We start from the raw sequence: 25,931 nt of genomic DNA, 5'->3' as shown, positions 1-25,931 counted from the left end.
AAGGATGGATCATTATATGCAAACAGAAACACCACCAGTTCAAGGGGATACACCGACTCTCCGACTTTTTGCACTATTAGAGGTGATAGCGCAAAAAGACGAGTTTATTTCTCTTCAAGGATTAGTCGAAGAAACTGGACTGCCAAAACCTACGCTGCACCGAATGCTTCAGCAGTTAGAAGCGGCAGGCATCATTCAAAGAGACGGCGATGAGAAGCACTACAGCTCAGGTATTCGACTCAGAAAGCTTGCCGAAAACCTATTGTTGAATAGCACCATGCACAGTGCCCGACGCACTATTCTTGAAAACCTGAGAGCAGAAGTTGGCGAAAGCTGTAACCTAACGGCGCTATCAAGTGGCGAGATCATCTATCTTGATCGTGCAGAAACTGAAGCACCCCTTCGTTTTCATCTACACCCAGGTTCTCGCGTCCCAGTACATTGCTCAGCAAGCGGAAAACTGTTTTTGGCGCACATGTCTAAGTCACAGCGCAGACGATTAATTGAAAATGTGCCACTGACTCAGTACACAGTGAACACTATTACAGACTATTCGATGTTAGAGAAAGACATCGAAGAAGCGAAAATCCAAGGCTTTGCGATTGATGACGAAGAGTTTTTGCCGGGCTTAGTCTGTATCGCGGTACTGATCCCGTCATCTACGGGTCAATCAAACCTCGGCCTAGCGATACAAGCGCCTGTAATTCGAGTCAAACCTGATGAAGCGATCAAGTACCTACCCGCTCTTCAAAAAGCAGCAAAAGCGCTCGCTAAGATAGAGTCTGATAATTGGAGTCAACAATAGGTCATTTTCTTAGACCGCTTCGAGTGGCTATCGCTTCGAAAGCAACAACTTAAGCACGGACGAACTAACGAGCTAACGAGCTAACGAGCTAACGAGCTAACGAGCTAACGACCACTATCTTCGACCAATCAACGGTTGGTCGAAGTCATTTGAACACTCGCCAACCCGCATATAAGCAACACGTCTAAAGTAATCACAACAAAGGAATCACGATGCTAAACATTAAGAACCAGCACTTACTCTCTTTTATGGTGACAGAAGCGAACAACGCAGTTGCAGTCACAAACCCAGCAACGGGTGAGCTTATTGGGCATGCGCCAATTTCATCCGAGGCGGAGTTAGAGAGCGCTATCGAACGTGCTCATGTTGCGCAGAAAGAGTGGGCAAAAATTCCTGCTAAATCCCGTGCTGCATTGCTAAGTGGTTGGCATCAACTGCTCCTTGAAAACAAAGAAGATCTTGCTCGCCTAATGACCATTGAACAAGGTAAGCCGCTAGCAGAAGCAACAGGCGAAGTGGTTTATGGTGCAAGCTTTATTGAATGGTTCGCCGAAGAAGCGAAGCGCACTTATGGTGATTCAATTCCTAGCACCGTCGCAGACAAACGCTTGGTAACCATCAAACAACCTATCGGAGTCGCATGTGCCATTACGCCATGGAACTTTCCAATTGCGATGATCACTCGTAAGGCAGCTCCTGCCCTTGCTGCTGGCTGTAGTTTTATTGTGAAGCCCTCAGACGAGACGCCCCTTTCTGCATTTGCTGTAGTTGAACTGGCTTACCAAGCAGGTATCCCGAAAGATCTATTACAAGTGGTGCTTGGCGACAGCCCTGAGCAAGTTGGCACCCTATTCACTTCTCATCCACTGATCAAAAAAATCTCTTTCACAGGCTCGACTCGAGTGGGCAGTATCTTGATGGCTCAAGCGGCAAAAGGCATCAAGCGCACCTCAATGGAGCTCGGTGGCAACGCACCTTTTATTGTGTTTGACGATGCAGACATCGACGCGGCCGTTCAAGGCGCAATGGCGTCGAAATTCCGTAATGCGGGACAAACATGTGTCTGTGCAAACCGTTTCTATGTTCACAGTAAAGTATACGATGAGTTCGTGGCTAAATTCGATCAAGCGGTTCAGCAGCTTAAGATTGGTAACGGCTTAGATGAAAGTGTCACCATTGGTCCTGTTGTCAGTCAGAATGCGAAGAACAACATCCAAGCATTAATAGACAGAGCGGTAGAACAAGGCGCGACACCTGTGACGCCAACTCAAGAGCTTGATGGGCTTTTCCTTCAGCCTGTCATTCTTAAAAATGTGAAACACAGCATGGACATTGTTCAGCAAGAGATCTTTGGTCCTGTCGCCCCTGTGATGCAATTCGAGACAGACGAAGAGCTTATTGAGATGGCAAACGACACCATTTATGGATTAGCGTCGTACTTCTACAGTCAGAACATTCATCGAGTATGGAACATTGCAGAGGCACTTGAGTACGGTATGGTCGGTATTAATGATGGCCTCATCTCAACCGAGGTCGCGCCGTTCGGCGGTGTTAAGCAATCAGGTATTGGCCGTGAAGGCGCAAAAGAAGGCATCGATGAATACATGGACATAAAGTATCTTTGCTTTGGCGGAAAATAAGGTTGGTAGCAACTAGGTTTCGGCAGTGATTAGGGCTCAGAAATAATTAAGTCTTAGTGATCACTAACCTACCCCACTCCCCACCTTTCTCACCACAAAAATGAATCAAAAAAAGCCGCGCTATAAAAGCGCGGCACCTTGGGCTCGGTTAAAGGGGGTTTCTTTTTTTTTAGTATTTTACATTCTCTGTTTTTGTTATTGGGTTGCTTCTCTATCCCTGCGCTTTCAGTTTTAGACGCATAGCATGCAGCACTGGCTCGGTGTAACCACTAGGTTGAGCGCAGCCTTCGAATACCAACTGACACGCTGCTGAAAATGCGATGCTGTTTTCAAAGTCAGGTGCCATATTACGGTAGCTCGGGTCGCTAGCGTTTTGCTCGTCAACCACTGCCGCCATACGTTTCATGGTTTTCATTACTTGTGCTTCATCGCAAATGCCGTGGCGTAACCAGTTGGCAATATGTTGACTCGAAATACGCAATGTCGCTCGGTCTTCCATTAACCCTACATCGTTAATATCTGGCACTTTCGAACACCCGACGCCTTGGTCAATCCAACGCACTACGTAACCAAGAATACCTTGTGTGTTGTTATCCAATTCATTTTGGATATCTTTAGCAGTCAGCTTTTGGTTGCCTAGTAGCGGGATAGTAAGAATATCATCAACATTGGCTCTCACTCGCTCTCGAAGCTCTTTCTGACGGCTTGGTACACTTACCTTGTGATAGTGCAGCGCGTGCAAAGTCGCGGCGGTTGGCGAAGGAACCCAAGCAGTATTAGCGCCCGCTTGTGGGTGTCCGATTTTCGCATCCATCATCTTCGCCATGTTGTCCGGCTCTGGCCACATACCTTTACCGATTTGGGCCTTACCTTGCAGGCCACAAGCTAAGCCAAGATCAACGTTCTGGTCTTCGTATGCGCCAATCCAAGTCATGGTTTTCAGCTGTGTTTTAGGAGCAAATGGGCCCGCTTCCATACTGGTGTGAATTTCATCACCCGTTCGGTCTAAGAAACCTGTGTTGATGAACACAACACGATCTTTAGCCGCGCGGATACATTCTTTAAGATTGACTGAAGTACGACGCTCTTCGTCCATGATGCCGACTTTGATCGTGAATCGGTCTAAGCCTAATGCATCTTCAATGCGACCAAACAGTTCATTGGTAAAGGCGACTTCTTCAGGGCCATGCATCTTAGGTTTAACAATATTGATGCTGTTCGCGGTCGAGTTTTGGTACGCGCTGTTGCCTTTTAAATCATGCATCGCGATTAGTGAAGTGATCATGCCATCCATAATACCTTCAGGTACTTCATTACCGTCAGCATCAATAATGGCAGGGTTGGTCATTAGATGGCCCACATTGCGGATAAACAACATGCTGCGGCCTTTCAGCGAGATCTCGCCTCCCGTCACGCTGGTGTATTGACGATCTGGGTTGAGGTTACGAACGATGGTCTTGCCATTTTTCTCTAGTGACTCTTGTAAGTCACCTTTCATCAAGCCTAACCAGTTACGGTAAGCCAGTGCTTTGTCTTCACCATCAACCGCTGCTACCGAATCTTCGCAATCCATAATGGTAGTGAGAGCCGATTCCACCAGCACATCTTTAATACCAGCCACATCAACGCTGCCAATTGGCGCGCTCGGGTCGATTTGAATTTCAATATGTAGATTGTTGTGCTTAAGCAGAATACTTGAAGGCGCACTTGCATCACCTTGGTAACCAATGAACTGGTTGCGATCGATTAGAGTGACTTCTTCGCCATTGTCTAAGGTCGCTGTCAGTGTATTGCCAATACTGACATTGCTGATGCTGTATTTGGTGACGTCTTTATGAGATACACCGTTTAACGGTGCAGCGTCATCAAGGAAACCTCGAGCGTAGCTCACGACTTTAGCGCCACGTGCAGGGTTAAAGCTGCCACCTTTTTCTGCACCATCACTTTCACTGATGACATCGGTTCCGTAGAGCGCATCGTATAAACTTCCCCAACGCGCATTAGCCGCGTTAAGTGCAAAACGTGCATTCATAATAGGTACAACAAGCTGCGGACCCGCTTGTGTTGCAATTTCAGGCTCAACGCTGGTAGTCGTTACTTGAAAGTCATCACCCTCAGGAACTAAGTAGCCAATCTGCTGTAAGAACTGTTTGTACTCGGCCGCATCTAGCGTTTGTCCGGCACGCTCTTGGTGCCAAACGTCAATTTGATGTTGAAGATCTTCACGCTTGATAAGCAGTGCGCGGTTCTTGGGAGCCAAGTCTTCAAGGATAGTTGCAAATGATTGCCAAAAGTCTTCAGCGACAATGCCTGTTCCAGGAATGACCTGCTCATTAATTAATTGGTAGAGGGTGCTATCAATGTTCAAGCTTCCCTGTTGAATACGACTGCTCATAAAATCTCTCTCAAACTAACTGATGACTACTCATTAAATCTACGTAACTGGCTTAAATTCACGTTACTAGCTCAAATTTACTTTACTAACTTAAACTTACGCAACGGACATAAATTTAGCTAATTTATGCCAGTTATACTGGATATTCATATAAAAAATACCCTACAAACTGTGTTATTCCGTCACACCACTCTCTATTTCATTGGCGACACTTTTAATCAATCGGCGCATCCACTGATGGTCTGGATTAGTTTGTAACAATGGACTCCACGCCATCTTCACCTCAAAGGGTTCAATCGCAAATGGCGCAGGTTTGATTAACAACCGAGGGTTGTTGCGCTGCAATTGTGCTGCTTTGGTTGGAATGGTCAGGATCAGGTTCTTCTGTTGAGCGAAGAGAATCGCCGACAGGTAGTGTCGTGTGAACACCGTGATATTACGCGTTTTGCCAATGCGCATTAATGCTTCATCTATCCAACCAAGCTTTTGCGCTTCGCTTGGGTTAATCCCAACGCCGGTGCCCATACCCGTCTTACTTACCCAGATATGTTGCGCCTTTAGATAAGACAAAATATCGAAGTTGTCCGCTATCGGGTTATCACAACTAAATAGGCAAGAGAACCCGTCGTGCCAAAGGCTCATCTGATGGAACGACTGTGGAATATCGTCAAAACGGTTGATGATAATATCAACAGTGCCTTGCTCCACATCCTGATAACTCACGTCACTTGGCGTCATAATATCTAAGCGTATTTTCGGTGCTATCTCGCTCAACTTTTTTAATAGCGGCTGAATAATGGTCGACTCAGCATAGTCACTCGCCATGATACGAAACACACGTTCACTGTCTTCTGCATTAAATTCCGTGGTCGGCTGCAATGTCTTTTCTACATTCGCCAAGATGTTTCTAATCAATGGCTGCAGTTTATGTGCTCGCTCGGTCGGTATCATCCCTTCACTGGTTCTCACCAACAGCGGGTCTTCAAATAGATCACGTAATCGACGCAGGCCATTACTCATGGCTGGCTGAGTGATTCCTAACTGATTTGCTGCTCGTGTTACGTTTCTTTCACGTAGCAACATGTCTAAATACACAAGTAAATTAAGGTCTATACGAGCAATATTCATAAGAAAAATACCGAATATAATAACTATAAATTAACAAAATTATCACATGCATGGTTATTCTTTGTCCATGGTTAGATTTAATCCAAATCGAATGACCTCGCCAAATTGGCCAACATGTCCACGTGAAACTAAGGAATAGTTATGTCGCAAATTACACAAGATATCGAAAAGATTGAAGTTGCAAAAAGCGCTGCTGGTGCTCCATGGGATGCAATCAACCCTGAATCTGCAGCTCGTATGCGAGCTCAAAACAAATTCAAAACAGGTCTGGATATTGCGCAATACACGGCAGATATTATGCGTGCAGACATGGCGGCTTACGACGAAGACAGCTCTCAATACACTCAATCACTGGGTTGCTGGCATGGTTTCATCGGCCAACAAAAGCTGATTTCTATTAAGAAGCACTTTGATGGCAAGACAGACCGTCGTTACCTATACCTTTCAGGTTGGATGGTAGCAGCACTTCGCTCTGACTTCGGTCCACTTCCAGACCAATCTATGCATGAAAAAACGTCGGTTGCTGGCCTAGTAGAAGAGCTATACACCTTCCTACGCCAAGCGGATGCTCGTGAACTAGGTGGCTTGTTCCGTCAGCTAGACGCAGCACGTGAAGCGGGTGATGTGAATCTACAAGACCAAATCCAAGACAAAATCGACAACCACGTAACACACGTAGTACCAATCATTGCGGATATCGATGCAGGTTTCGGTAACGCAGAAGCGACTTACCTAATGGCTAAGCAAATGATTGAAGCGGGTGCATGTTGTCTACAAATCGAAAACCAAGTAGCCGATGAGAAGCAATGTGGTCACCAAGACGGCAAAGTAACGGTTCCTCATGCTGACTTCCACGCAAAACTTCGCGCACTTCGTTACGCTTTCCTTGAACTAGGCATCGACAACGGCATCATTGTTGCTCGTACCGATTCACAAGGTGCTGGCCTAACAAAAGAAATCGCGGTAGTGAAAGAACCTGGCGACCAAGGTGATATCTACAACTCATACCTAGATGTTGAAGAGATTGATGTTGCAGATATGGCTGAAGGTGATGTTTGCTTCAATCGTGACGGCAAGCTAGTTCGTCCTAAGCGTCTGCCTTCAGGCTTATACCAATTCCGCGAAGGTACGGGTGAAGACCGCTGTGTATTCGACTGTATTGAAGCAATCAACGCGGGTGCTGACCTTCTTTGGATTGAGACTGAGAAACCACACATCGGTCAAATCAAAGAGATGATGGACGGCGTACGTGAAGTTCACCCTAATGCGAAACTGGTTTACAACAACTCTCCATCATTCAACTGGACATTAAACTTCCGCCAACAAGCATACGATGCAATGGCAGCAGAAGGTAAAGATGTATCAGCTTACGACCGTGCAAGCCTAATGAGTGCGGAATACGATGAAACTGAACTGTCTGCAAGCGCTGACGAGAAGATTCGTACATTCCAAGCGGACGCATCTCGCGAAGCGGGTATCTTCCACCACTTGATTACTCTGCCGACTTACCACACAGCAGCACTGTCTACCGACAACCTTGCAAAAGAATACTTCGGTGACCAAGGCATGTTGGGCTACGTTGCTAATGTTCAACGTAAAGAGATTCGCCAAGGTATCGCATGTGTTAAACACCAAAACATGTCTGGTTCAGACATGGGTGATGACCACAAAGAATACTTTGCTGGTGAAAATGCACTAAAAGCAGCGGGTGAAGCGAATACGTCTAATCAATTTGATTAATCGCTAACGCTAAAGCCTCCCCCGCCCTTCTCTCTTACTTAGGTAAGATCCGGGGGAAGGCTTTGAGATAAAGCTACTACTGCCAGCTTTATCTCAAAGCCTCAGATTTGTGTTCCACACCACGGTTAACCGAACAACTTCTGTTTAAGCTAACTGTATACATATTTGTTCAGATTCCTATTTGTTGAGATTCTTATTTTTTGAGAGTGCCTATGACTTCAATACCGACACACCTACAAGATGCAAAAACACTGTTATCAGAAAATGGTTTCGCAACGGGTGATACTTGGTATCACGGCACATCTTCAGCTTTACTCGCGTCTATTCAAGGTCAAGGGCTAAAGCGCTCTGGAGACAAAGCGCTCAATGAAGCCGCTTCAAAAACCATGGCAACGATTGGCAATAATTACACAGAATCCGTTGAGCCCGTCTTCTTAACACAGAGTAAAGAACTGGCCTACTACTGGGCTCAGCAAACCGTTCGTGAGCGAGGTGTTCGCTTCGAAGGTGAAGAACAGCCTATCGTGTTAGCGGTAAACCTATCGGAAAAGCAACGTGCCAAAGTAAGGCCGGACGTGGGCGCAATGAGCCTATTGATGATGAGTGTGGGTGAGCAATTCATGTCTCACCTCACTGAAATTTATCAAACCAACAACATTGCAGGCCCCGACATCGAGCTTCGCACTGCGGATCGTATGGACTATCTGAATAAACTTGGGATGGCCTACATTGATGAAGACATCAGCCGAGCTTGTGTTCAAGAGTTATCGGAACCCGCATTGGCAAACTAATAACGTTTAAAAACGCCTCTAAGTAGAATAAAAATGGCTCCTAATTAGGAGCCATTTTTTATGTGCGAAGTTATTTACATGCTAGTTAATCAATAGACCAGTAAATTTATGGACCAGTTGATCTATGGACACAGACGACCTTGCTGTGCAGGTTGCGTCATTTCAATGTCACCTTGTAGTGAGCGATACACAACGGTATTCCACACTTCACCATTATCCATTTCAAACTCAATAGCGTAATTCAAACCCGCGACAACCTGAGTTCGCACACTCAGAATCTGCTTTAGCTCAGCTGAAGTGTTCATTTGGCCAAGAACTGCATTTAAAGCTTGCTTAGCTTGTGGTGTGATAGCGCTTTGCGACCAACCACCTGTCAGGTTTTTAGTGCTACAGATCGGATTCGTATTCTCTTGTGATTGAACTGGAACCTCAGATTTCTGACTGCATCCTGCTAACACAGCGACACTAAACAAGGTTGCTACTCCAAGTAATGATGTTAATCGTACTTTCTTCATAAATTCTCTCTACCTCTGTCATTCACGAGGCGTTACCCGCAATGATGTTTCATATGCAGACAAGCTTAAACCTCGAATGTCATCACTTCATCAGAAATTATGTTGTAACTAATCTGTAAATACAGAGCACTGTCAGAAAACCAAAGCCGGACAATAAGCAGACAAGTAAGTATTTGAGAATACACTAATTTAGGGGTTCATGAATTGATTGAAAAATGGCGAAACCATGTTGTTTAGGATTAGTACAAGTAGTAAACTCCCACTTTAAATGCAGCTTGTTTTTGAGAAACTAAACGCACAAAAAGCTAGGACAACTTTATAAAGTAACTACTCTCAAACATCAGCCATAGATACATCTCTCATAAACGGGTACAAGTCACATAAAAATAATTAGATAAACTTAGGCGGTTCACTACATGGAATTAATGTCGTCTTTAGGTTCACTGTTGGCTAGCAGCCTGCCTATCGAAAAAAAACAACACGCACTGGTTGAACTCGTACTCCACACTTATCAACCACAAGAGCGCACAGCCGTTTTCAAAACCGTGACAGAATATCGTCGAAACCAATTAGAATTGCTTTTCCCTGAACATCAAGCAAAAAGCGACTCAGTAATGTTTGAAGTGATAGACTACCGCGATCTGATTCAGCGCTATCCAAATACCTTATCCACAGAGGTTGCTCTCTTAGAGGAAGCGGTTGGGCAATGTTATATACATTGGTTGGACTTTTGGTGTGAATGTGAAATTTCCGCAATCAAAGCAAAATTACCATTAAGCACCCATGCCCTTTATCCTATGGATCTACCCATTAAAGATAGTGCTTACTATGGTGTGATCATTGACCAAATAGAAAATAGTCAACTCATAGTACAAACGCCAACTCGCCCTCAAGGACTACCAATCAGCGATGCTATTGCTTTAAGCAACCTTGAGGTTTTTATTAAAGGTGAGAAGTGGTATGAGATGCTACCTTTACTCCACTTATCACAAACAGGTAAGCACTTTATTCTACTCAAACACCCAACAGATGAAGCCTTTCCAACCCTAGTCTCTTCAGCCCTAATTCAAGATTGGTCAAAATATGAAACTTGGCTAAGCTACGCCCCCCCTTTCTGTAACGACAAATGGAAGTACAGTTTATCCAGACGTGGCTATGAGGGACTGGCAGAGCTACATATTTTTACTCCGCCGGCCCTATCAAAGTGTGACTCTATTCCAGAGTTCGATAATAAGTTCCAATTACAATTAGCCGAAATGCAAGCTGTATGTGAAATTCTACGCCTAACCGTGAGTGGAAATATTCAACAAAAAGTCTACTTCCTTTATCTTGCACAAAAAGAGATGCTCAACTTGTTACATCAAGCGGGCTATAAGATTGGTTTCACCATTATAGATCAACCTTTGATACTCGATTTTTACAAGGCTATCGAACCACAAGCATACTTGCCGCTAGGGTCTTGTGACTTGAACGAAACGAACTTACTGACTTACCGCGGGTTATGGAATATTGAACTGATGTTGAAGGCATTCAATCATGTCAACTTTCGAGACTATAGACGGTGCCTCCGTGAAAATAAAAATACAGCGTGGCAAATAATATGAAGACGTTTGATCTTGGGCTAGAGGCGATATTCTATGCTAAAGCCATCACTCTGCTTGCAACGGTCGCTGTTGTTGTAATGTGGCTGTTCTACTATTGTTATCGCCTTAAACAAAAGAACGAAGCGATAGTGGGGACACACCATGTACCTTACATCGCATATTCCATCTGTATCATTACGTGGATCAGCAGTAATGCCTACTTCCACACCGGCTTGTTGCCAGGACTTGGCACCACAGCAGCCATATTTGCAGCAAAGTTGGCCAACCTCAGCTCTTTCCTTGCTTTTGCCTTTGCGTATTACTTCTCGTGTCAGCTCGCAGCCGAAAACCGCAGTGGTAAAATCCATAGGTGGCAAAAAACCATTCTCGCGAGCATAACGGGCTACTCTTTCTATATCAATTTGACCCCAGGATTAACGGTAGAAGATGTCACCATTACGGCTCCAAGCCAATTCGTGATCGAGTTTGGCCCGCATACACCCTACTTTTTCATTGGGGTTATCAGCTTGATTGCCCTTACACTGACTAATCTAGTGACCATGCGTGCCAATAGCAGCAAACTAACATTAGCCAAAACCAACTACATGATTACAGGCATCTTGGTATTCATGCTATCTACAGCAACGATTCACATTGGCGTTGCCTATTTCCTACGTGATTTCTCGCTCACTTGGCTCCCCCCAGCGTTGTCGCTCAGTGAGATGTTGTTTGTAGGCTATGCTCTGCTGACCTCTCGCTTCTACAGTTTTAAATACCTTACATACATAAGCCTTAATGTGCTGCTGGTGTGTGCAATTTTAGTGATACCTTTTTGTACGGTATTTATTCCCCTAACTGACGGTAACCAATGGCTATTAGCGATACCCATCTGCGCGATTATCGGCATTACATGGAGTCCAATCTACAAACGTGTAAGTCCTTACTCCTCATTGCTTGTCTATAGAAACAAAAAGACACCGGTACAACAGATACTCGCATTAGAAGAAGGCTTTAAGTTGTCGATTGACGATGCCATGCGTCGTTTAGGTCGCCAACTGCAAATCCCAGAAGATAAGCTTCGACTAGTTAACAGTAATTACAACGAAACCTTCTACGAAGATTACCTATCTAGCAAAGAGTCCGTTCTAGTGTTCGATGAGCTTTCTGAAGAGCTAGATGATACTGCGCTCGCTAAACGGTCGCTAAAAGCACTTTATGACAAGATGAGTTCGAACAACACCGCGTTGGTAATGCCACTATTCGGACACAAAAAATCAGTCACACACTTGCTAGTATCATCGCACAAAAGCAACAATCGTATGTTCTCTAATGAAGAAATCTCTGCACTGCAAACCTTGTTAACGCGTGTACAAAGCACCATCGAAGCCGATAGACGAATTCGCCAAAGTCGTGCTCTTGCTAACTCGATCGCTCATGAGATGCGTAACCCACTCGCTCAAGTGCAACTGCATTTTGAGGTGTTAAAGCAGCACATTGATAATCAAGCACCAACTCAACAAATCTTGACTGACATTGAGAATGGCCAAGCAGCGATTCAACGCGGGCGGCAACTGATTGATATCATCTTACGAGAAGTCAGTGACAGCTCGCCTGAGCATGGACCAATCACCATGACATCTATCCACAAGGCCGTGGACCAAGCCGTCAGCCACTATGGCTTTGAGAACGAGAAGATCATTGAGCGAATTCGTTTACCACAACACGCTGATTTTGTGGCAAAACTAAATGAAACTCTATTCAACTTCGTCATTTTCAATCTGATACGCAATGCAATCTATTACTTTGATTCTTACCCAGACAGCCAAATTGAGATCAGCACCAAAACAGGATCTTACGAGAACGTTCTCACATTTCGTGATACCGGCCCCGGCATTGACGAAGCCATTGTTCATAAGGTCTTTGATGACTTTTTCTCTTTCCAAAAAAGCGGTGGTAGCGGCTTAGGACTGGGTTATTGCCAACGAGTGATGCGCTCATTTGGTGGCAGAGTGGAATGCCATTCCAAACTTGGTGAATTTACTGAGTTTCACCTGTACTTCCCTATTGTACCCAATGCTCCAAAAGCGGAGACGCTGCGTACGCCTTATTTCAACGGTTGGAAACACAACCAATCGACGGAAGATAAAGCCGAAGCTGATGTAAAACCAGAGAGCCAAACTCCAAGCGGTGATATAGAACCTGAACCGGCAAGTACGCTAACAGAAAGTAAGCAAACAGAACGCACGCAAGCAGAAAATCAACCAGCATCAAGCCATCTTGCACCGACGGTACTTATTGTTGATGACAAAGAAGTGCAACGCACGCTTGTTCAGATGTACCTGAGCCGACTTGGCGTAAATAGCTTGCAAGCTAAAAACGGGGAAAATGCTGTCGAGCTGTTCAGATCACACAAAGTTGATTTGATCTTAATGGATGTACAAATGCCGATAATGAATGGCTTTGACGCAAGCCAGATCATCAAGGCGCGCTCACCTCAAACACCAATTATTGCTTTGTCTGGTGAATCAGGACAACGAGAGCTAGACATGATCAGAAAACTGATGGACGGTCGCCTAGAGAAGCCAACCTCTTTGAACGCACTGCAACACCTACTGGACAACTGGCTAGAGAAAGGCTGGGCGCCAAACGCTTCTAAAGAAACAGAAAATGAATAGCTGACTACGGTTAAGTGAATCAATGAAAAAAAACGATTAGAACTCACTGATGGTTGGCCTCAATCATCGCTGTTTCGATCAAATCCAGTAACCACTTGTATTTGGCAGAATGTTGGTTTTTCTTATGAAGATAGGCAAATACCTCCATTTTCTCTGCATCTTCTTCTAATCCTTCAATCACAATCGAGCGCAATACTCCCTTGTGCTGTTCGATCACCGGAGGCATGCAGGGTGCGATCATGTTGGAATGCTTAATCGTTTCTATTAACCCAACAACTGACGTCGTTCGAAGCGCCATATTAATCGATTTACCTTGGCTTAAAACTTCTTCTTCCAATCGCGAGTGTTTGTTTTGATCGAAGTAAGCAAGGTCAACATGCGCAAATGGAAAGGACAACAAATCATCAATCTGTGCTACATCCTCTTTAAAAGGATGGTCGACTCTTACTGCCAATACAAATTTTAGGGTCACGAGAGGCACAGCAATGATCTCGGCGGGCAGGTTTTCAGCTTCAAAGTGAATAACAAAATCAATCTCGTCACTCTTAAGTCTTTCCAGTGAATCTTGGGAGCTAGTATGACTAATCAACCTCGAAAGTGGACTTTCATCTGAGAGTTGATGAAACAGAGAGGGTGTTAACCAAGGCAAAAGGTGCGGGTTCGCCTCTATCTTAAAATCTTCGCTTAGTTCGGCAGGAGTAAACTGTTTACCCTCTTCTATCGCCGTGACCAACCCGTCCAATAGTGGAAATACACGTCGATACAGTTCATCAGAATAAGGCGTCGGGAGAAACTGCTTATTGGACAAAACAAATAGCTCTTCACCTAATGATTCCTTAAGCTTTTTGACGCTTTGGCTTACCGCTGGTGTCGAGACAAACAGCTTTTCAGCTGCTTTGCGCAAGCTTTTTTCCTGATACACCACCACAAACACTTTCAATAAGTTCAAATCGACGTTATTCAGTTTCATATCCAAACCATAAACCAATACTTAACGAATGGTTAAGTTTATATGAATTAACTTAACGATGTCCACTTTGTATAGTTACCTCACCTTCACGCAGTACACGGATGTAGTGAGATAAATTTATGAGGCATCTATGTTATTACAACGTTCAATCCTTTCTCTAACTCCTTTGTTTCTGGCAAGTGTCGCGTTCGCGGAAGAAGCCGAAATTCAAGATATGTCAGACCCGTTAGCCGTCTATACACAAGGTGGCTTCGGTTACACAGACAAAGGCTTAAACCTGAAAATCGGGCAAACCTATGACACTGGTAGCGATACGACCATGGGTATGAATGTCTTCGAAGTCAAAGGCATCGCTGGTGAAGCCATTGGTTGGAATGACCGAGGCGCAGGTGACAGTATCGATTCGATTCGTTTCAGAAACTTCGGCGTAGACTTAACCAATGGTCGAGGCACACAAGTCGATATGTCTTGGGATTTCGATAGTAATCAAGGTAGTGCGTCATACAGCTTTATACAGGCTCTTCCACAAATGGGCATGTTTAATTTCTATCCGCTTGCGGGTGTCGGTGTTGCTGCAGGTGAGGAGTTGGTTGAAGGCTCTGGAGGCAACCTCGACGCGGATCAACTTCGTGATCGCTACAACATGCACGGCACTTTCTACGTGGCGGGTATGTACGCAAAAATGCAACTTACCGACAAGATTTGGTTGAACTATAACCCTATGTATTTAGGCACGATGTCTGGTTCATCAACGTTCAAAGATTATGGATTCGAGGGCAGTGATTCTGTACTCGCACATGAGTTTGCTGCGAGCTACCAGATTAACCCAAGGGCGAACGTTCGTTATTTTGCAAATTGGACAGAAAACACCAGTATCGAAGACGGTGATCACCGCATCGAATTTAACTATCAGTTTTAAGCAGTCACTTTCTGCTTGGATGAGCTCTTTCAGTTTGAACCAATGATTTCTGTTCCACGAGCCATTCCCGTTTTGACGAATAATTTTGAGTTTTGAGGACACATTATGAATATGATATCTAAAGCCTTTGTTGGTAGTTTCACTTGCCCATTACGCTCAGCTGCCATGCTAGTTTCTGTAACAGCCTTGTTTTCAGCCACAGCGATAGCAGGCAACGGTGATGCGACAGAAACGATCCAAACGCGTGCAGGTGACTTTACTTTCGAAACCGACTTTCTTCATGGCATTCCAACACAAGAAAGCTCTGCAAAACTGTTTGAACTGATGGACTATCAACGCGCGTCACAAGCTTACATTTGGTCCGTGCCTTTGGTGTCAAACTACGCATGGAAACAAGCCTATGCCGACATGGGGGCAGAGGATGGTCAAATTACTTATGTTGAGTCTCATGAATCTAAGCTAGGAGGTTTAACTTACAATACCTCTACGCCTTACGCGATTACTTGGTTTAACGTAGAGAAAGAGCCCGTTGTTATAGAAATACCCACAAATGAACTGCGTGGCGCGGTACACACCATGTGGCAAATCGGTATTTCTCAGATGACTGAGCCGGGCGTCTACGTGGTAAAAGCGAAAGGTTCTGAAACGCCGAGTAACCTGCCAAAAGGCGCAAAAGTATTTGAGTCTGATACCAATAATGTTTTCTTGGGTGTTCGCTTAATGGCTAAGTCAGATCAGCAACGTATGAAAGACTTAGAAGCATTAAAAATTACTGACCTTAACGGCAAGCCGCTCAGTAGCAAAGGCGTGAACTTCCCTGAACGTGGTGACGATGCTAAGCACCCACGTGGTATGGCATTTTGGGAGACCTTGAATGAAGCGATCCAAGCCGAACCTGTAGCAGAGCGCGACCGCATGATGCACGACATGTTACGCCCACTAGGTATTGAAAAAGGCAAAGCATTTACTCCATCAGCTCAGCAGCGTGACATCTTAGAACAAGCTGTAATCATGGGTGAAGCTATGGTTAAAAACATCGATTTCAACAAGACTGAACGTCTACCACACGCGGCTTATGGCAAAGAAGGGAATTCGTGGGAAATCGCAACGGCTTCAACACCAAACCAAGACCGTCACTATGGTATGGACCTCGATGGACGTGCAGCTTGGTTTTATGAAGCCGTCACTAACGACATTGCAATGCATGGATTTGAGAACGGCGGTTGGGGACAGATCTACCTAGACAACTACCGTGACGACAATGGCAAAGGGCTAAATGGCAGTAACCACTATACTTTGACGCTAGATGGAGATGTAAATTTCGCCGATTTATTCTGGACCATCACTGTCTACAACGTCGAGAACCGCGCCATCATCGACAACGAAATTGAGCGTGCCGACGTGGGTTCTAACATTGAAGGGACAGTTAAAGATTCGCAAGGCAATTACACCTTCCACTTCTCGCCAACTAAGCCTGCTGGTGTAAATGAAGCGAATTGGGTGCAAACCCGAGAAGATGAAAACTGGTTTGTTTACTTCCGCGCTTACTCACCAAGTAAAGCATTTGTAGCGCAACAGCCAGAAACCTTATTGCCTAACTTTAAGCGCGTGGACTAGCCGTTAAGTCTATGTACTAACGATAAAGTTCACTGCGGCCTACGATAAAAGAGGAGCCTCAGCGCTCCTCTTTTTATTCCATCTAGCCTTCAAAGGCGCTGCGAAATAAACTCAACTAGTTGTTTTTCTGATTCTTGAAACAATTCCATGATTTAAAAGAGTAAAAGGGTTATACATAATGATGTGTTATCTAAATTACTGAAATTATCATGACGCCCAAAGAGATCCTTAAAATTCCCAATGTCCGCTACTTCTTGATGTTTCGAAGCAGCTACTTTGCGCGTTTTTACTACCCTATATTCACCCTACTTTATTTAGATTACGGGCTAACCCTATCTCAATTCGCGATGCTCAATGTAGTGTGGGCTGCCACCATTGTGCTTGCTGAAGTACCGTCTGGCGCGTTCGCCGATACCTTAGGGCGCAAAAAGCTTGTGGTGCTCTCTTCAATTGTGATGTTCATTGAGATCGCCATGATTGCTCTTGTTCCGACTGGAGATGCCAATCTAGTCTTCATTGTGTTTCTGGTTAACCGGATATTAAGCGGCTTAGCGATGGCACTGGCCAGCGGTGCTGACGAGGCATTGGCTTACGACACCTTAAAAGAACAAGGCAATGAAGAGTTGTGGCCGCGAGTGCTGCAAATTCAGCTTCGTGTCGCCTCAACGGTCGGTATCTTTGTCACACTAATTGGCGCGGCGATGTACGACGTGAACTTTATGGCGAACATCTTTCATTTCCTTGGACTATCTGAACCAGAAAGCACTAAAGATCTGATGCGTATTCCTGTGTTCGCCACCCTATTTGTAGCGATGATCGCCATCTATGCCGCGATTAATATGCGCGAAGAGAAAAAGGTAATGCCAAGCGACCAAACCAAATTGGCAACCACCATCGCCAGCCTTAAATTAACAGCTGACACAGGTAAGTGGGTACTTGCTACGCCTTACGTGCTGTTCATGTTGTTGTATTACAGCCTGTTCGAACACACCTCAAGAATGTTCCTAACCATGAACAGCCAATATTATCTCGCCATCGATATTCCTATTATCTACTTCGGTTTTATTGGCGCGGGGATCAGTTTGCTTAAAATCATATTGGCGGGGCAAAGCCGTAGGCTAGCAGAAAGCATGGAGCCTAAAACCTTCATTGTGGTTATGGGTTTAGCAAGCATGGCGACTTATTATTGGATCAGTTTAGGTTGGACGATTTACGGGGTTATTCCAGCACTAGTACTGATTTTTATTATCATGACGATGAACATTTTCATTAGCTACCACCTGAATAAAAAAACCGAATCACACAACCGAGCCACTGTCCTCAGCTTTAAAGGCCTGATGTTTAATCTCGGATATGGGCTGATCGGCATTTTGTACGCTTACTACTATAAACTGGTGTCTCAGGGCTACACCGAACAAGAAATAGAACAGAACCTCGCTTTCTTAGCTTCACTGTCTTCGTTTTTCTATTACTTCACCTTATTGTTCGTTTTGATTAGCGCGTTGCTCTATTTCAAAAACAAAAAACAGCCGATCTTTTGAGGCGGCTAGCTATATTGTGTTGAAGTTCAATGAGCAGTCCCTTCAAAGGTTAGCTCGCACAAAGTTCTGATTTCCCCAAATAGACTATCGCCTGAAAATAGACGCTCAATAAACAAACAAGCCCCTTCTTCTATTGGTTAAATTTGTTAATATAATCATAATTTTATATAACACACGGAAGCGTCATGTCATTTAGTTGGATAGCCTTTACTCTTCTCGCAGCCTTCAGCCAATCTTGGCGCAATGCCTTTCAAAGCAAGTTAAGTGGCACCATGAGTGTTGCTGGTGTGACGCTGGCGCGTTTTATCTGGGCAGGCCCAATCGCCTTAATTTATCTGTGCGCCCTCTATCAATGGAAGCCAGTATCCACACCTGATTTTTCGGGTGAGTTTGTTTTCTACATTATTGCAGCAGCCATTATGCAGATCCTCGCGACGGGCTTAATGGTGATGTTATTTAAGCTCGAAAACTATGCGATAGGAGCAGGCTTAGCCAAGTGTGAAGCCCCCGTATCTGCTGTGTTATCCGTATTGTTTTTTGGAACTGCTTTAACATTAACAGGTTGGATTGGCGTGCTTATTGGCACGTTAGGCGTACTAATCATGAGTAGTTCTTCTGGTTGGCGAAGCTTGTCTCCGAAAGTGTTCTTACTAGGTATGGCGTGTAGTACCGCTTTTGCTTTAACGTCTCTTTGGGTACGTGAAGCAAGCTTGAGCATAGGGCTGCCCTTCCCTCATAGCGCTGCTTGGGTGCTGTTTTTGGTGATAACTCTTCAGACATGCATTATCTGTACGTATCTCTTTTTCAGAGAGCGCGACACGCTGCGCCAGATATTCAAGAAATCTAAACTGGTCATCATGACAAGCTTAGCGAGTGTTATCGGTTCTCTGGGTTGGTTTAGCGCGATGTCGCTTCAAGCCGTGCCGTACGTAAAGACACTCGGGCAAGTCGAAGTGATCTTCATGGTGTTGATATCCTATTTCTGGTTAGGGCAAAGCATCGCGCGCAAAGACATTCTTGCGCTCGTTTTGCTTTCTATCGCAGCGGTATTGGTAATGTGGCAGTGAGCTAATAATGTGACTGTAAATTGAATCGTTCGACAGCCTATATATCCAGCAACTCTATGCCTTTCAGCTCTACCGCGCCTCGTTATGGAGCACTCGTTACTTGGTTGAATGGCGACTGTCTGGCATTATGCGCCCAAGAAATCTGTGGTTATTACACAGCAAAGAATGAACGAAGGTAATCAGTGGTAGAAAACAGCCAACAATTAAGTGACCGTTACGACGAACATGGTTACTTTGTTATCAGAAATTATTTCGATGAAGCTCAAATTGCATCGCTTAGAAAAGTCGTGCTGAAATTCCATGAATCATGGAAAGCAGACAACGAAGAATTCTATAAAGAAGAAGCATTTAACTCGTCTTTAATTACGGGAAGCGAATATTTGCTCGCCGACGATAGAAGCGTGCTTTTCGACTTCATCAGCTCGAAGCAAGTGATGAACGTGGTTGATGCGGTGATTCCGAACAAACCAGCATTCATGAATACACAGCTGTTCTTCAACCCGGTAAATCCGCAACAAAAAGACTTCTGGCATCGTGACTGTCAATACGACTACGACGTTGATGACCAAATGAAAGTCATCATGGAAACCCAGGTATTGCATCTGCGAGTGCCCCTTTTTGATGAGCCCGGTATGGAGCTTATCCCCGGCACGCACAAACGTTGGGATAACGAAGAAGAGTACAATGTTCGCCAAGAAGAAAACGGCAAAGTGAGCAGCGATGACATCTCTGGTGGTAAGCAGATACCATTAGCCGCCGGTGACTTATTGGTTTTTTCAGCGGATATGATCCACCGAGGCCGATATGGCTTGGATCGTTTGGCTTTGGATATTTTGATCTTTGATTCGGCGGCAGACTATGTCGACTACGTTGATGATGACTGTTTACCAACACCAGCCATGTTGAGCAATATTACCGATCCAAGATTGTTTATGAACACGCTGCATTTGAAATCGATGTTGTGCTCGTAAACGATGAAAGCAGTTACATCAAAAGTCACATGACTTGAAAATAATAACAAATATGTTCACATTTATTTCATAGCGCTCGCAATAAGATAGCTTCATATTCAATATTCGAGATAAGCAATATGAAAAAATTAATTACTAGCATGTCACTACTTACAGCACTTGTTTCGGGTGCTGCTTTAGCCGAAGTGAATGGTGAAGATTTTAACGAATTCCCTAAGCAAGATGCGGCTCACTGTTTTGGTTGGGCGGCAGGCTTAGATAAAGACCAAGATTACGCTAAGTTTATTGTCGAGCTATCGAAAGATCGCACAGTGAGTGTCAAAGAAGATCCTTATATAATGGAAGAGTTCGGCACTGCAATGGGTTATTCAGAAGCGATGTTAGAATTTGCTGGGAAAGAAGCTGCGGATGCTAAATATAAACTAGTCTGCGATCCAATCAAACAAAGCTATGGCTTTTGATCGCGGGGTTTCAACGCTACGTCAAAAACTTGATGCAAAGGCTCCACATGGAGCCTTTAAAGTGTACTGACTCAGTCAGGCATTCCGAATAGTAAAACTTATTTATGAGCCTTCGCGATTTTCATTCCATGTATCCAGAACAAATTTTAATTGAACCAGGCAACAACTCGTTCTTTCAAGCTCGCATTCTTTCTCCAAATCCAATACAAGCCTTCCTCTAGCTCTTCAACGCTCATACGACTTGGCTGATAAACCGGATGGCTACCATCGTACTTGGACCAATCTTTAGTAAGAAGTCGTCCTTCTCGCTCTAGCTGACTAAAAGACTCCGAACCGGGAAACGGAATCATGTAGTGCGGGATCACCTTATCAACCTTGATATCTTCGACGAACTTCTGCGTTTGTTTGAAGATAGAAGTGTCATGTTCATCAAAACCGAACAAAAAATCTCCCCATACTTCAATACCATGAGATCTTATCTCAGCGATGTACTCTTTCATTTTAGATGGTTTCACAAAGCCTTTTTTCTGAGCCTTTAAAGCCTCTTCAGATGGCGTTTCTATGCCTAATAATACAGCTTTGAACCCTGACTTCACCGCAGCACTAAGCAATTCGGTGTCACGAGCAATCAAGACTGTCGTTTCCCCATAGAAGCTCATGTTAAGCGGCTCAATGGCCTTAAATAGTGCCAAAGCATATTCACGGTCATGAGTGAGATTGTCGGAGTGTAACTCAACCCACTCAATACCTAATGTCTTGAGATCCGCTAACTCGCTGACGATATTTTCGATTGGCCTTTTCTGGAACTTATCAAAGAACCTTGGCACTAAACAGAAGTTACATTTAAATGGGCAACCTCTTGTCACAACTACTGACCATGTATAATTGTACGCTTCAGGATTGATGATATTTGTTGGGTATGGATTGAGCATACTGAGATCGACAGGCTCGGAGCTTTCATAAATAGGCTGTAGCGAACCAAACTCAGCGTCACGGAGTAACTGAACCCAGTAGTTCTCAACTTCTCCCATCGCCAAACAATCCGCATATACTGCCGCTTCTAAAGAGTTAAACTGAGTATGTAACCCCCCGAGTATGACTGTTTTGCCTTTTTTCTTATATTTAGAAGCTAGCTCATAAGCCCGATAAGCATCTGGAGTCGACATAAATATCACCACCAAATCAGCATCATTATAAAGGTCGGCTTTTGCACCTATGGTCTCATCAACCATATCTAACTTGTACCACTTTGGTGTCGCAGCAGCGGCGGCAAAGATGTTTTGTGGAGGTCCCCCCGTAGAGGCTTTGTATTTTGAGTAATCGCTGCCAGCAGACGCTTTAATTAAATAGATTTTCATAACGTATCCTAATTATTAAATTTTGCTTTGCTACAAAGAGCTAAAAAACTCAAAGACTCTATTGTCCATATAGAAATATACCCCTCCCATCACAAACCAACTGATGATGATTAAGGTAAACAAAACTGGATGTTCTTTTAGCTCAATACGTTCAACAAAGAAGGCTTCTTTTGCGCGAAGATTTTCCCATCCCCAAAACCAGCAAAATAACCCCCAAATCAGAAGTAGATGAAACTTAAGAGCAAACAAGGCCATGGTCAGAGCCAGCAATGTTTTCCACTTAGACATTACTTCAGGCACGTTCATCTTTCTTAACTCCCAGTTATTAAACTAGGAATCATTGTAAATAGGTGTTGGTCAACTTTTGGTTAACTAATTTCAATTTAAACAATCGATTGCCAACAACATCGATGTTAAGCAATATTAGCGACCCAAGATTGTTTATGAACACGCTACACTTAAAATCAATGCAGTACTCATAATCCATAAAGGTGCCCTAACTATGACTGACACTAAGCAAAATACCCGAATTAGCCAGTTCCGTTTCGGTCAGCCAAAAGAATCTCTCAAGTTAGAACATGTCGCTTTAGGGGCGCTAGACAAAGATAAAGTTCGCGTACAAATTGAAGCGACTAACATCAACCCTAGTGATCTGTTGTCGATTTATGGTGTGGGCCAATACAAACATAGCCACCAGCCGCCGAGAGTACCGGGATTTGAAGCGGTAGGAAGAGTTGTAGAGTCCAGTCATACTGAGTTTGCGGTAAATCAGCGAGTGCTCGTAGCAACCAGTGGAACATGGCAGACCTATGTCGATGTATCACCTGATGACCTGTTCCAAATTCCTCAGCATCTAGAAAATGGCTACGCCTGTCAGTTGTACATTAATGCGCTAACTGCATGGGTGTTGACGACAGAAGTGGCTAAGCTGACCCAAGAAGATGTGTTGATCATCAACGCGGGCAGTTCAGCCATCGGTAAGATCTTCTCCCAGTTATCAGCATCACTCGGCTTCAAAATCATTGTCGTTACATCACAGCCGACACAATACCCAATCACTTCCAGTTGGGTGTTAGATGCAAACGACGATTTAGCTTCTCAAATTAAGGCTTTAGGCTTGCCGATGCCAACCGTTGCCTTTGATGCAATTGGCGGCTCACCCGGAACCGATCTTATTCACACCCTTGGCAACAACGGGCGCTTTATCAACTATGGGACGCTGTCTCTGGATTTTTACGAACCACGCTTCTTTGAGTACGCGAAAAGCCAACACATCGATTTCAGCACCTTCTTCTTACGTTATTGGGAGGAAGCGGAAGGTAAAGATGTTCGCCGTGATACGTTCACGACCATGCTAGATCACTTCATCACAAACGACATACAGCTCGACGTCGACCGCTACCTGCCATTCGATGAAGTGCAAACCGCGATTGATCTTATTGAATCGAAAACCACACGATTAGATGGCAAGATCATATTGCTTCCTTAGTACATCGTTGATCGCGATAACTTGCGCTCGTGTTAGGTAACCCTCCTAACACTGCGTTAAACGGGGGAGTTTAAAAAGACGTAATCACTTCAAATAAATAACGTTTGTATGTTTCGGTTTGCTCAACCCAGTTTCAAGTTTTTTCGACAGCGTTTCCGCACACATAGGTTTGGCTAAGAGATAACCTTGTCCGTAGTCACAGTCCGATTGCGCTAAGAAGCTTGACTGGACAGTTGTTTCAATTCCTTCAGCAACGACCTTAATACCTAGCTGGTGAGCCATTGAAACAACTGCCGCACATAAAGCTCGGTCATTCATATCGTACTCAAGATCATTGACAAAGCTTCGGTCAATTTTCAAACCATCAATATTGAACTCTCGTAAGAACCCTAGTGAAGAGTATCCGGTGCCAAAATCATCTAACCAAACTTTGATCCCCATACTCCTAAGGTCGTCCAACGTTTTCTTTGCGCTTACCTTATCAAACATTAGGGCCGTTTCGGTTACTTCTATATGTAACCTTGTAACTTCAACTTGATGTTTTTGTGTTTGATATTGGAATGTTCGGAGTGCCTTATCGCCATAGAGCTGCTTTGGAGACAGGTTTATCGCAACATAAAATTCGGGAGGAAGGTGATGTCTTAAATCCCACTCCTGAATATCTCTGCAGGCTTGCATTACTATCCAATCACCAAGTGTATGAATAATATCCGTAGCTTCAGCAATAGGAATGAACTCAATAGGAGAAATATTGCCTTTTGTAGGATGCTGCCAACGTATCAGGGCTTCAACTCCAACGACATGCCCTGCTTTCAGGTCAAACTTTGGTTGATATAAGAGCCTAAACTGAGAGAAGTCATCGATAGCGGCTCTAAGCTCCTTTTCTATGACTCCCCTTGCTAGTATCTTCTGCTCGATTTTTTGGTTGAAGAAACAGTACCTACCTTTGCCGTTTTCTTTGGCGCTGTACATTGCCATATCTGCACTTTTAACCAAGTCTTCAGAGGCGTCTCCCGAATCAGGAAATAATGCAACACCAACACTCGCACCAACCACTACCGATTCACCTACGGAATTGAGGTAAATAGGCTGTTTTAGTGAGTACACAATATCAGAGGCAAACTTAGATACTGTCTCCTTTGTCTTAACTCCTGATAAGCGGAGTAAGAACTCATCCCCTCCAACTCTTGCGATCATGCATTGAGACTCTTCCTTTGTGGTCATTTGCCCCATTTTTTTTAATGAGTTAGTTAACGTCTTAGCCACTTCACTTAACAGCTCATCTCCAGCTTGGTGCCCAAGGTTGTCATTGACTCGTTTAAACTCGTCCAAATCGATAAAAAAAACCGCAAACACCTCTTTTGACTGTTTGCATCGATGAATACACCGTTCAAGACATTTAATAAACTGAGAGCGATTCGGTAACTTAGTCAGTGGATCGTTATAAGCTAAAAACTCAACTTCCTCATTCCGCTGCTTGAGGCTTGAATCCATACTATCAAACGCCTGAGCAAGTTCTCCGAGTTCATCACTGCGCTGAATGTTGTTTGGTACTTGGAAAATCCCTTTACTGATGCGTTTCGAATGTTGTAGGAGTTGATTAATCGGACGAATCATCGTCTTAGCTAATAACATGGAAAAGAGTAAGCTGACCAGACACATGAACATCGTCAAGGTTATGCTCAACACCGCGCTATAGCTTCGACTTGACTCAGTAATATCCTTGATAATGGTGTTATTTTTCTCGATGTCGTCTTTCACAGCCTTTAAGGAGTAGCTCATCACTATGCCACCTAACCGAGTCTTATTCATCGTGATTGGCCGCGCAACAATCAGTGCTGATGAATTGATTTCTGTGTAAGCTTCTTGCTTATTCAAGACATTTTCTTGCACCCTTGGCATATCCAAGTTGGAGCCATAACCGAGTACTACATCTTCTCCTGTATGAACTATCAGACCATTAGCATCAAAAACCTTTATGAATATGACATCTTTATTTTCAAAGGCAGGCTCTAAAATAGAGTTAATATTATCGATATCATAAAAATACATCGGATCAAAAAGTGCATCTGAGAGGTACTCAACCGTTTGTTCTGCTTGACTCTGAGCTTGGGAAGTAAAGTTCTCTGCAATATTCGTTGCCGTTTCTTCTAGAATTTCATCACTATAGTATGAAGATATCAGCCACTGAGACAAGGAAAGGCAGCCCATAGTCAAAACGACCATAAGCATGTTTCCGAGAACCAATTTACCTTTTAACTTCATA

The 25,931-nt window shown here is 44.1% G+C and carries 20 protein-coding genes; 13 read left to right on the top strand and 7 right to left on the bottom strand.

Features of this window, described 5'->3' with window-relative positions; genetic code table 11:
• The first annotated feature begins 16 nt into the window (after positions 1–16).
• Positions 17–805, top strand: coding sequence for an IclR family transcriptional regulator (locus tag AB4513_RS15980; protein ID WP_004731927.1), 789 nt, complete (start codon positions 17–19; stop codon positions 803–805).
• Between the two features lie 212 nt (positions 806–1,017).
• Complete coding sequence (locus AB4513_RS15975; RefSeq protein WP_102257525.1) at positions 1,018–2,445, top strand: NAD-dependent succinate-semialdehyde dehydrogenase; 1,428 nt, start codon at positions 1,018–1,020, stop codon at positions 2,443–2,445.
• 211 nt (positions 2,446–2,656) lie between these two features.
• Here the strand turns inward: AB4513_RS15975 and AB4513_RS15970 are convergent, their stop codons facing one another.
• Both AB4513_RS15970 and AB4513_RS15965 read right to left on the bottom strand, forming a co-directional pair.
• Positions 2,657–4,840 carry a malate synthase G gene (locus tag AB4513_RS15970; protein WP_009845780.1) on the bottom strand — a complete coding sequence of 728 codons (2,184 nt, stop codon included), beginning with the start codon at positions 4,838–4,840 and terminating at the stop codon, positions 2,657–2,659.
• A 174-nt stretch (positions 4,841–5,014) separates the two neighbouring features.
• Entirely contained in the window at positions 5,015–5,968 is a 954-nt protein-coding gene (locus tag AB4513_RS15965; RefSeq protein WP_009845781.1) for a LysR family transcriptional regulator, read from the bottom strand.
• A 141-nt stretch (positions 5,969–6,109) separates the two neighbouring features.
• Here AB4513_RS15965 and AB4513_RS15960 point away from each other — a divergent pair, with 141 nt between their 5' ends.
• Both AB4513_RS15960 and AB4513_RS15955 read left to right on the top strand, forming a co-directional pair.
• Positions 6,110–7,708, top strand: a complete 1,599-nt coding sequence (locus AB4513_RS15960) for an isocitrate lyase (RefSeq protein ID WP_009845782.1) — start codon at positions 6,110–6,112, stop codon at positions 7,706–7,708.
• A gap of 212 nt (positions 7,709–7,920) precedes the next feature.
• Positions 7,921–8,499, top strand: coding sequence for a hypothetical protein (locus AB4513_RS15955; protein WP_009845783.1), 579 nt, complete (start codon positions 7,921–7,923; stop codon positions 8,497–8,499).
• Between the two features lie 122 nt (positions 8,500–8,621).
• On the opposite strand, the gene AB4513_RS15950 is transcribed toward AB4513_RS15955, so the two are convergent.
• A complete protein-coding gene (locus AB4513_RS15950; protein WP_009845784.1) occupies positions 8,622–9,014 on the bottom strand; it encodes a cystatin domain-containing protein in 393 nt (130 codons plus the stop codon).
• Between the two features lie 416 nt (positions 9,015–9,430).
• On the opposite strand from AB4513_RS15950, the gene luxM reads away from it, so the two are divergent.
• Together luxM and AB4513_RS15940 are read left to right on the top strand one after the other, a co-directional pair.
• Complete coding sequence (gene luxM / locus AB4513_RS15945) at positions 9,431–10,618, top strand: acyl-homoserine-lactone synthase LuxM (RefSeq protein WP_102257526.1); 1,188 nt, start codon at positions 9,431–9,433, stop codon at positions 10,616–10,618.
• On the top strand, positions 10,615–13,272 hold the full coding sequence (locus AB4513_RS15940; protein ID WP_102257527.1) for a response regulator: 2,658 nt from the start codon (positions 10,615–10,617) through the stop codon (positions 13,270–13,272). The genes luxM and AB4513_RS15940 overlap by 4 nt, the downstream gene beginning before the upstream one ends.
• A 43-nt stretch (positions 13,273–13,315) precedes the next feature.
• Here the strand turns inward: AB4513_RS15940 and AB4513_RS15935 are convergent, their stop codons facing one another.
• The gene (locus AB4513_RS15935; protein ID WP_009845787.1) at positions 13,316–14,242 is read right to left on the bottom strand and encodes a LysR family transcriptional regulator; all 927 of its coding nucleotides are present in this window, start codon (positions 14,240–14,242) and stop codon (positions 13,316–13,318) included.
• 130 nt (positions 14,243–14,372) lie between these two features.
• On the opposite strand from AB4513_RS15935, the gene AB4513_RS15930 reads away from it, so the two are divergent.
• The 6 genes from AB4513_RS15930 (at position 14,373) to AB4513_RS15905 (ending at position 20,818) form a co-directional block, all read left to right on the top strand.
• Positions 14,373–15,161, top strand: a complete 789-nt coding sequence (locus tag AB4513_RS15930; RefSeq protein ID WP_102257528.1) for a hypothetical protein — start codon at positions 14,373–14,375, stop codon at positions 15,159–15,161.
• A 105-nt stretch (positions 15,162–15,266) separates the two neighbouring features.
• Positions 15,267–16,778, top strand: coding sequence for a DUF1214 domain-containing protein (locus AB4513_RS15925; RefSeq protein ID WP_009845789.1), 1,512 nt, complete (start codon positions 15,267–15,269; stop codon positions 16,776–16,778).
• A 209-nt stretch (positions 16,779–16,987) separates the two neighbouring features.
• Positions 16,988–18,319, top strand: a complete 1,332-nt coding sequence (locus tag AB4513_RS15920; protein ID WP_032555086.1) for an MFS transporter — start codon at positions 16,988–16,990, stop codon at positions 18,317–18,319.
• Between the two features lie 185 nt (positions 18,320–18,504).
• Positions 18,505–19,386, top strand: coding sequence for a DMT family transporter (locus AB4513_RS15915; RefSeq protein ID WP_009845791.1), 882 nt, complete (start codon positions 18,505–18,507; stop codon positions 19,384–19,386).
• Between the two features lie 182 nt (positions 19,387–19,568).
• On the top strand, positions 19,569–20,357 hold the full coding sequence (locus tag AB4513_RS15910; RefSeq protein WP_009845792.1) for a phytanoyl-CoA dioxygenase family protein: 789 nt from the start codon (positions 19,569–19,571) through the stop codon (positions 20,355–20,357).
• Positions 20,358–20,476: 119 nt separating this feature from the next.
• Positions 20,477–20,818, top strand: a complete 342-nt coding sequence (locus AB4513_RS15905) for a hypothetical protein (RefSeq protein WP_017081414.1) — start codon at positions 20,477–20,479, stop codon at positions 20,816–20,818.
• Between the two features lie 146 nt (positions 20,819–20,964).
• Here the strand turns inward: AB4513_RS15905 and AB4513_RS15900 are convergent, their stop codons facing one another.
• Positions 20,965–22,176, bottom strand: coding sequence for a radical SAM protein (locus AB4513_RS15900; RefSeq protein WP_009845794.1), 1,212 nt, complete (start codon positions 22,174–22,176; stop codon positions 20,965–20,967).
• Between the two features lie 30 nt (positions 22,177–22,206).
• Positions 22,207–22,482: a hypothetical protein gene (locus tag AB4513_RS15895; protein WP_009845795.1), complete on the bottom strand. Its 276-nt coding sequence runs from the start codon at positions 22,480–22,482 to the stop codon at positions 22,207–22,209.
• A 196-nt stretch (positions 22,483–22,678) separates the two neighbouring features.
• Here AB4513_RS15895 and AB4513_RS15890 point away from each other — a divergent pair, with 196 nt between their 5' ends.
• Positions 22,679–23,665, top strand: a complete 987-nt coding sequence (locus AB4513_RS15890; protein ID WP_009845796.1) for a zinc-dependent alcohol dehydrogenase family protein — start codon at positions 22,679–22,681, stop codon at positions 23,663–23,665.
• A gap of 84 nt (positions 23,666–23,749) precedes the next feature.
• Here AB4513_RS15890 and AB4513_RS15885 read toward each other — a convergent pair whose 3' ends face one another.
• A complete protein-coding gene (locus tag AB4513_RS15885; protein ID WP_009845797.1) occupies positions 23,750–25,930 on the bottom strand; it encodes a bifunctional diguanylate cyclase/phosphodiesterase in 2,181 nt (726 codons plus the stop codon).
• Position 25,931: the final 1 nt, after the last annotated feature.

Origin of the sequence: Vibrio sp. 10N.222.54.E6, from assembly GCF_041473955.1 — a bacterium.
Classification (GTDB): Bacteria; Pseudomonadota; Gammaproteobacteria; order Enterobacterales; family Vibrionaceae; genus Vibrio; species Vibrio tasmaniensis_A.
The sequence above is the reverse complement of the archived record's forward strand: the minus strand, read 5'-3'. Positions and strand labels throughout refer to the sequence as shown.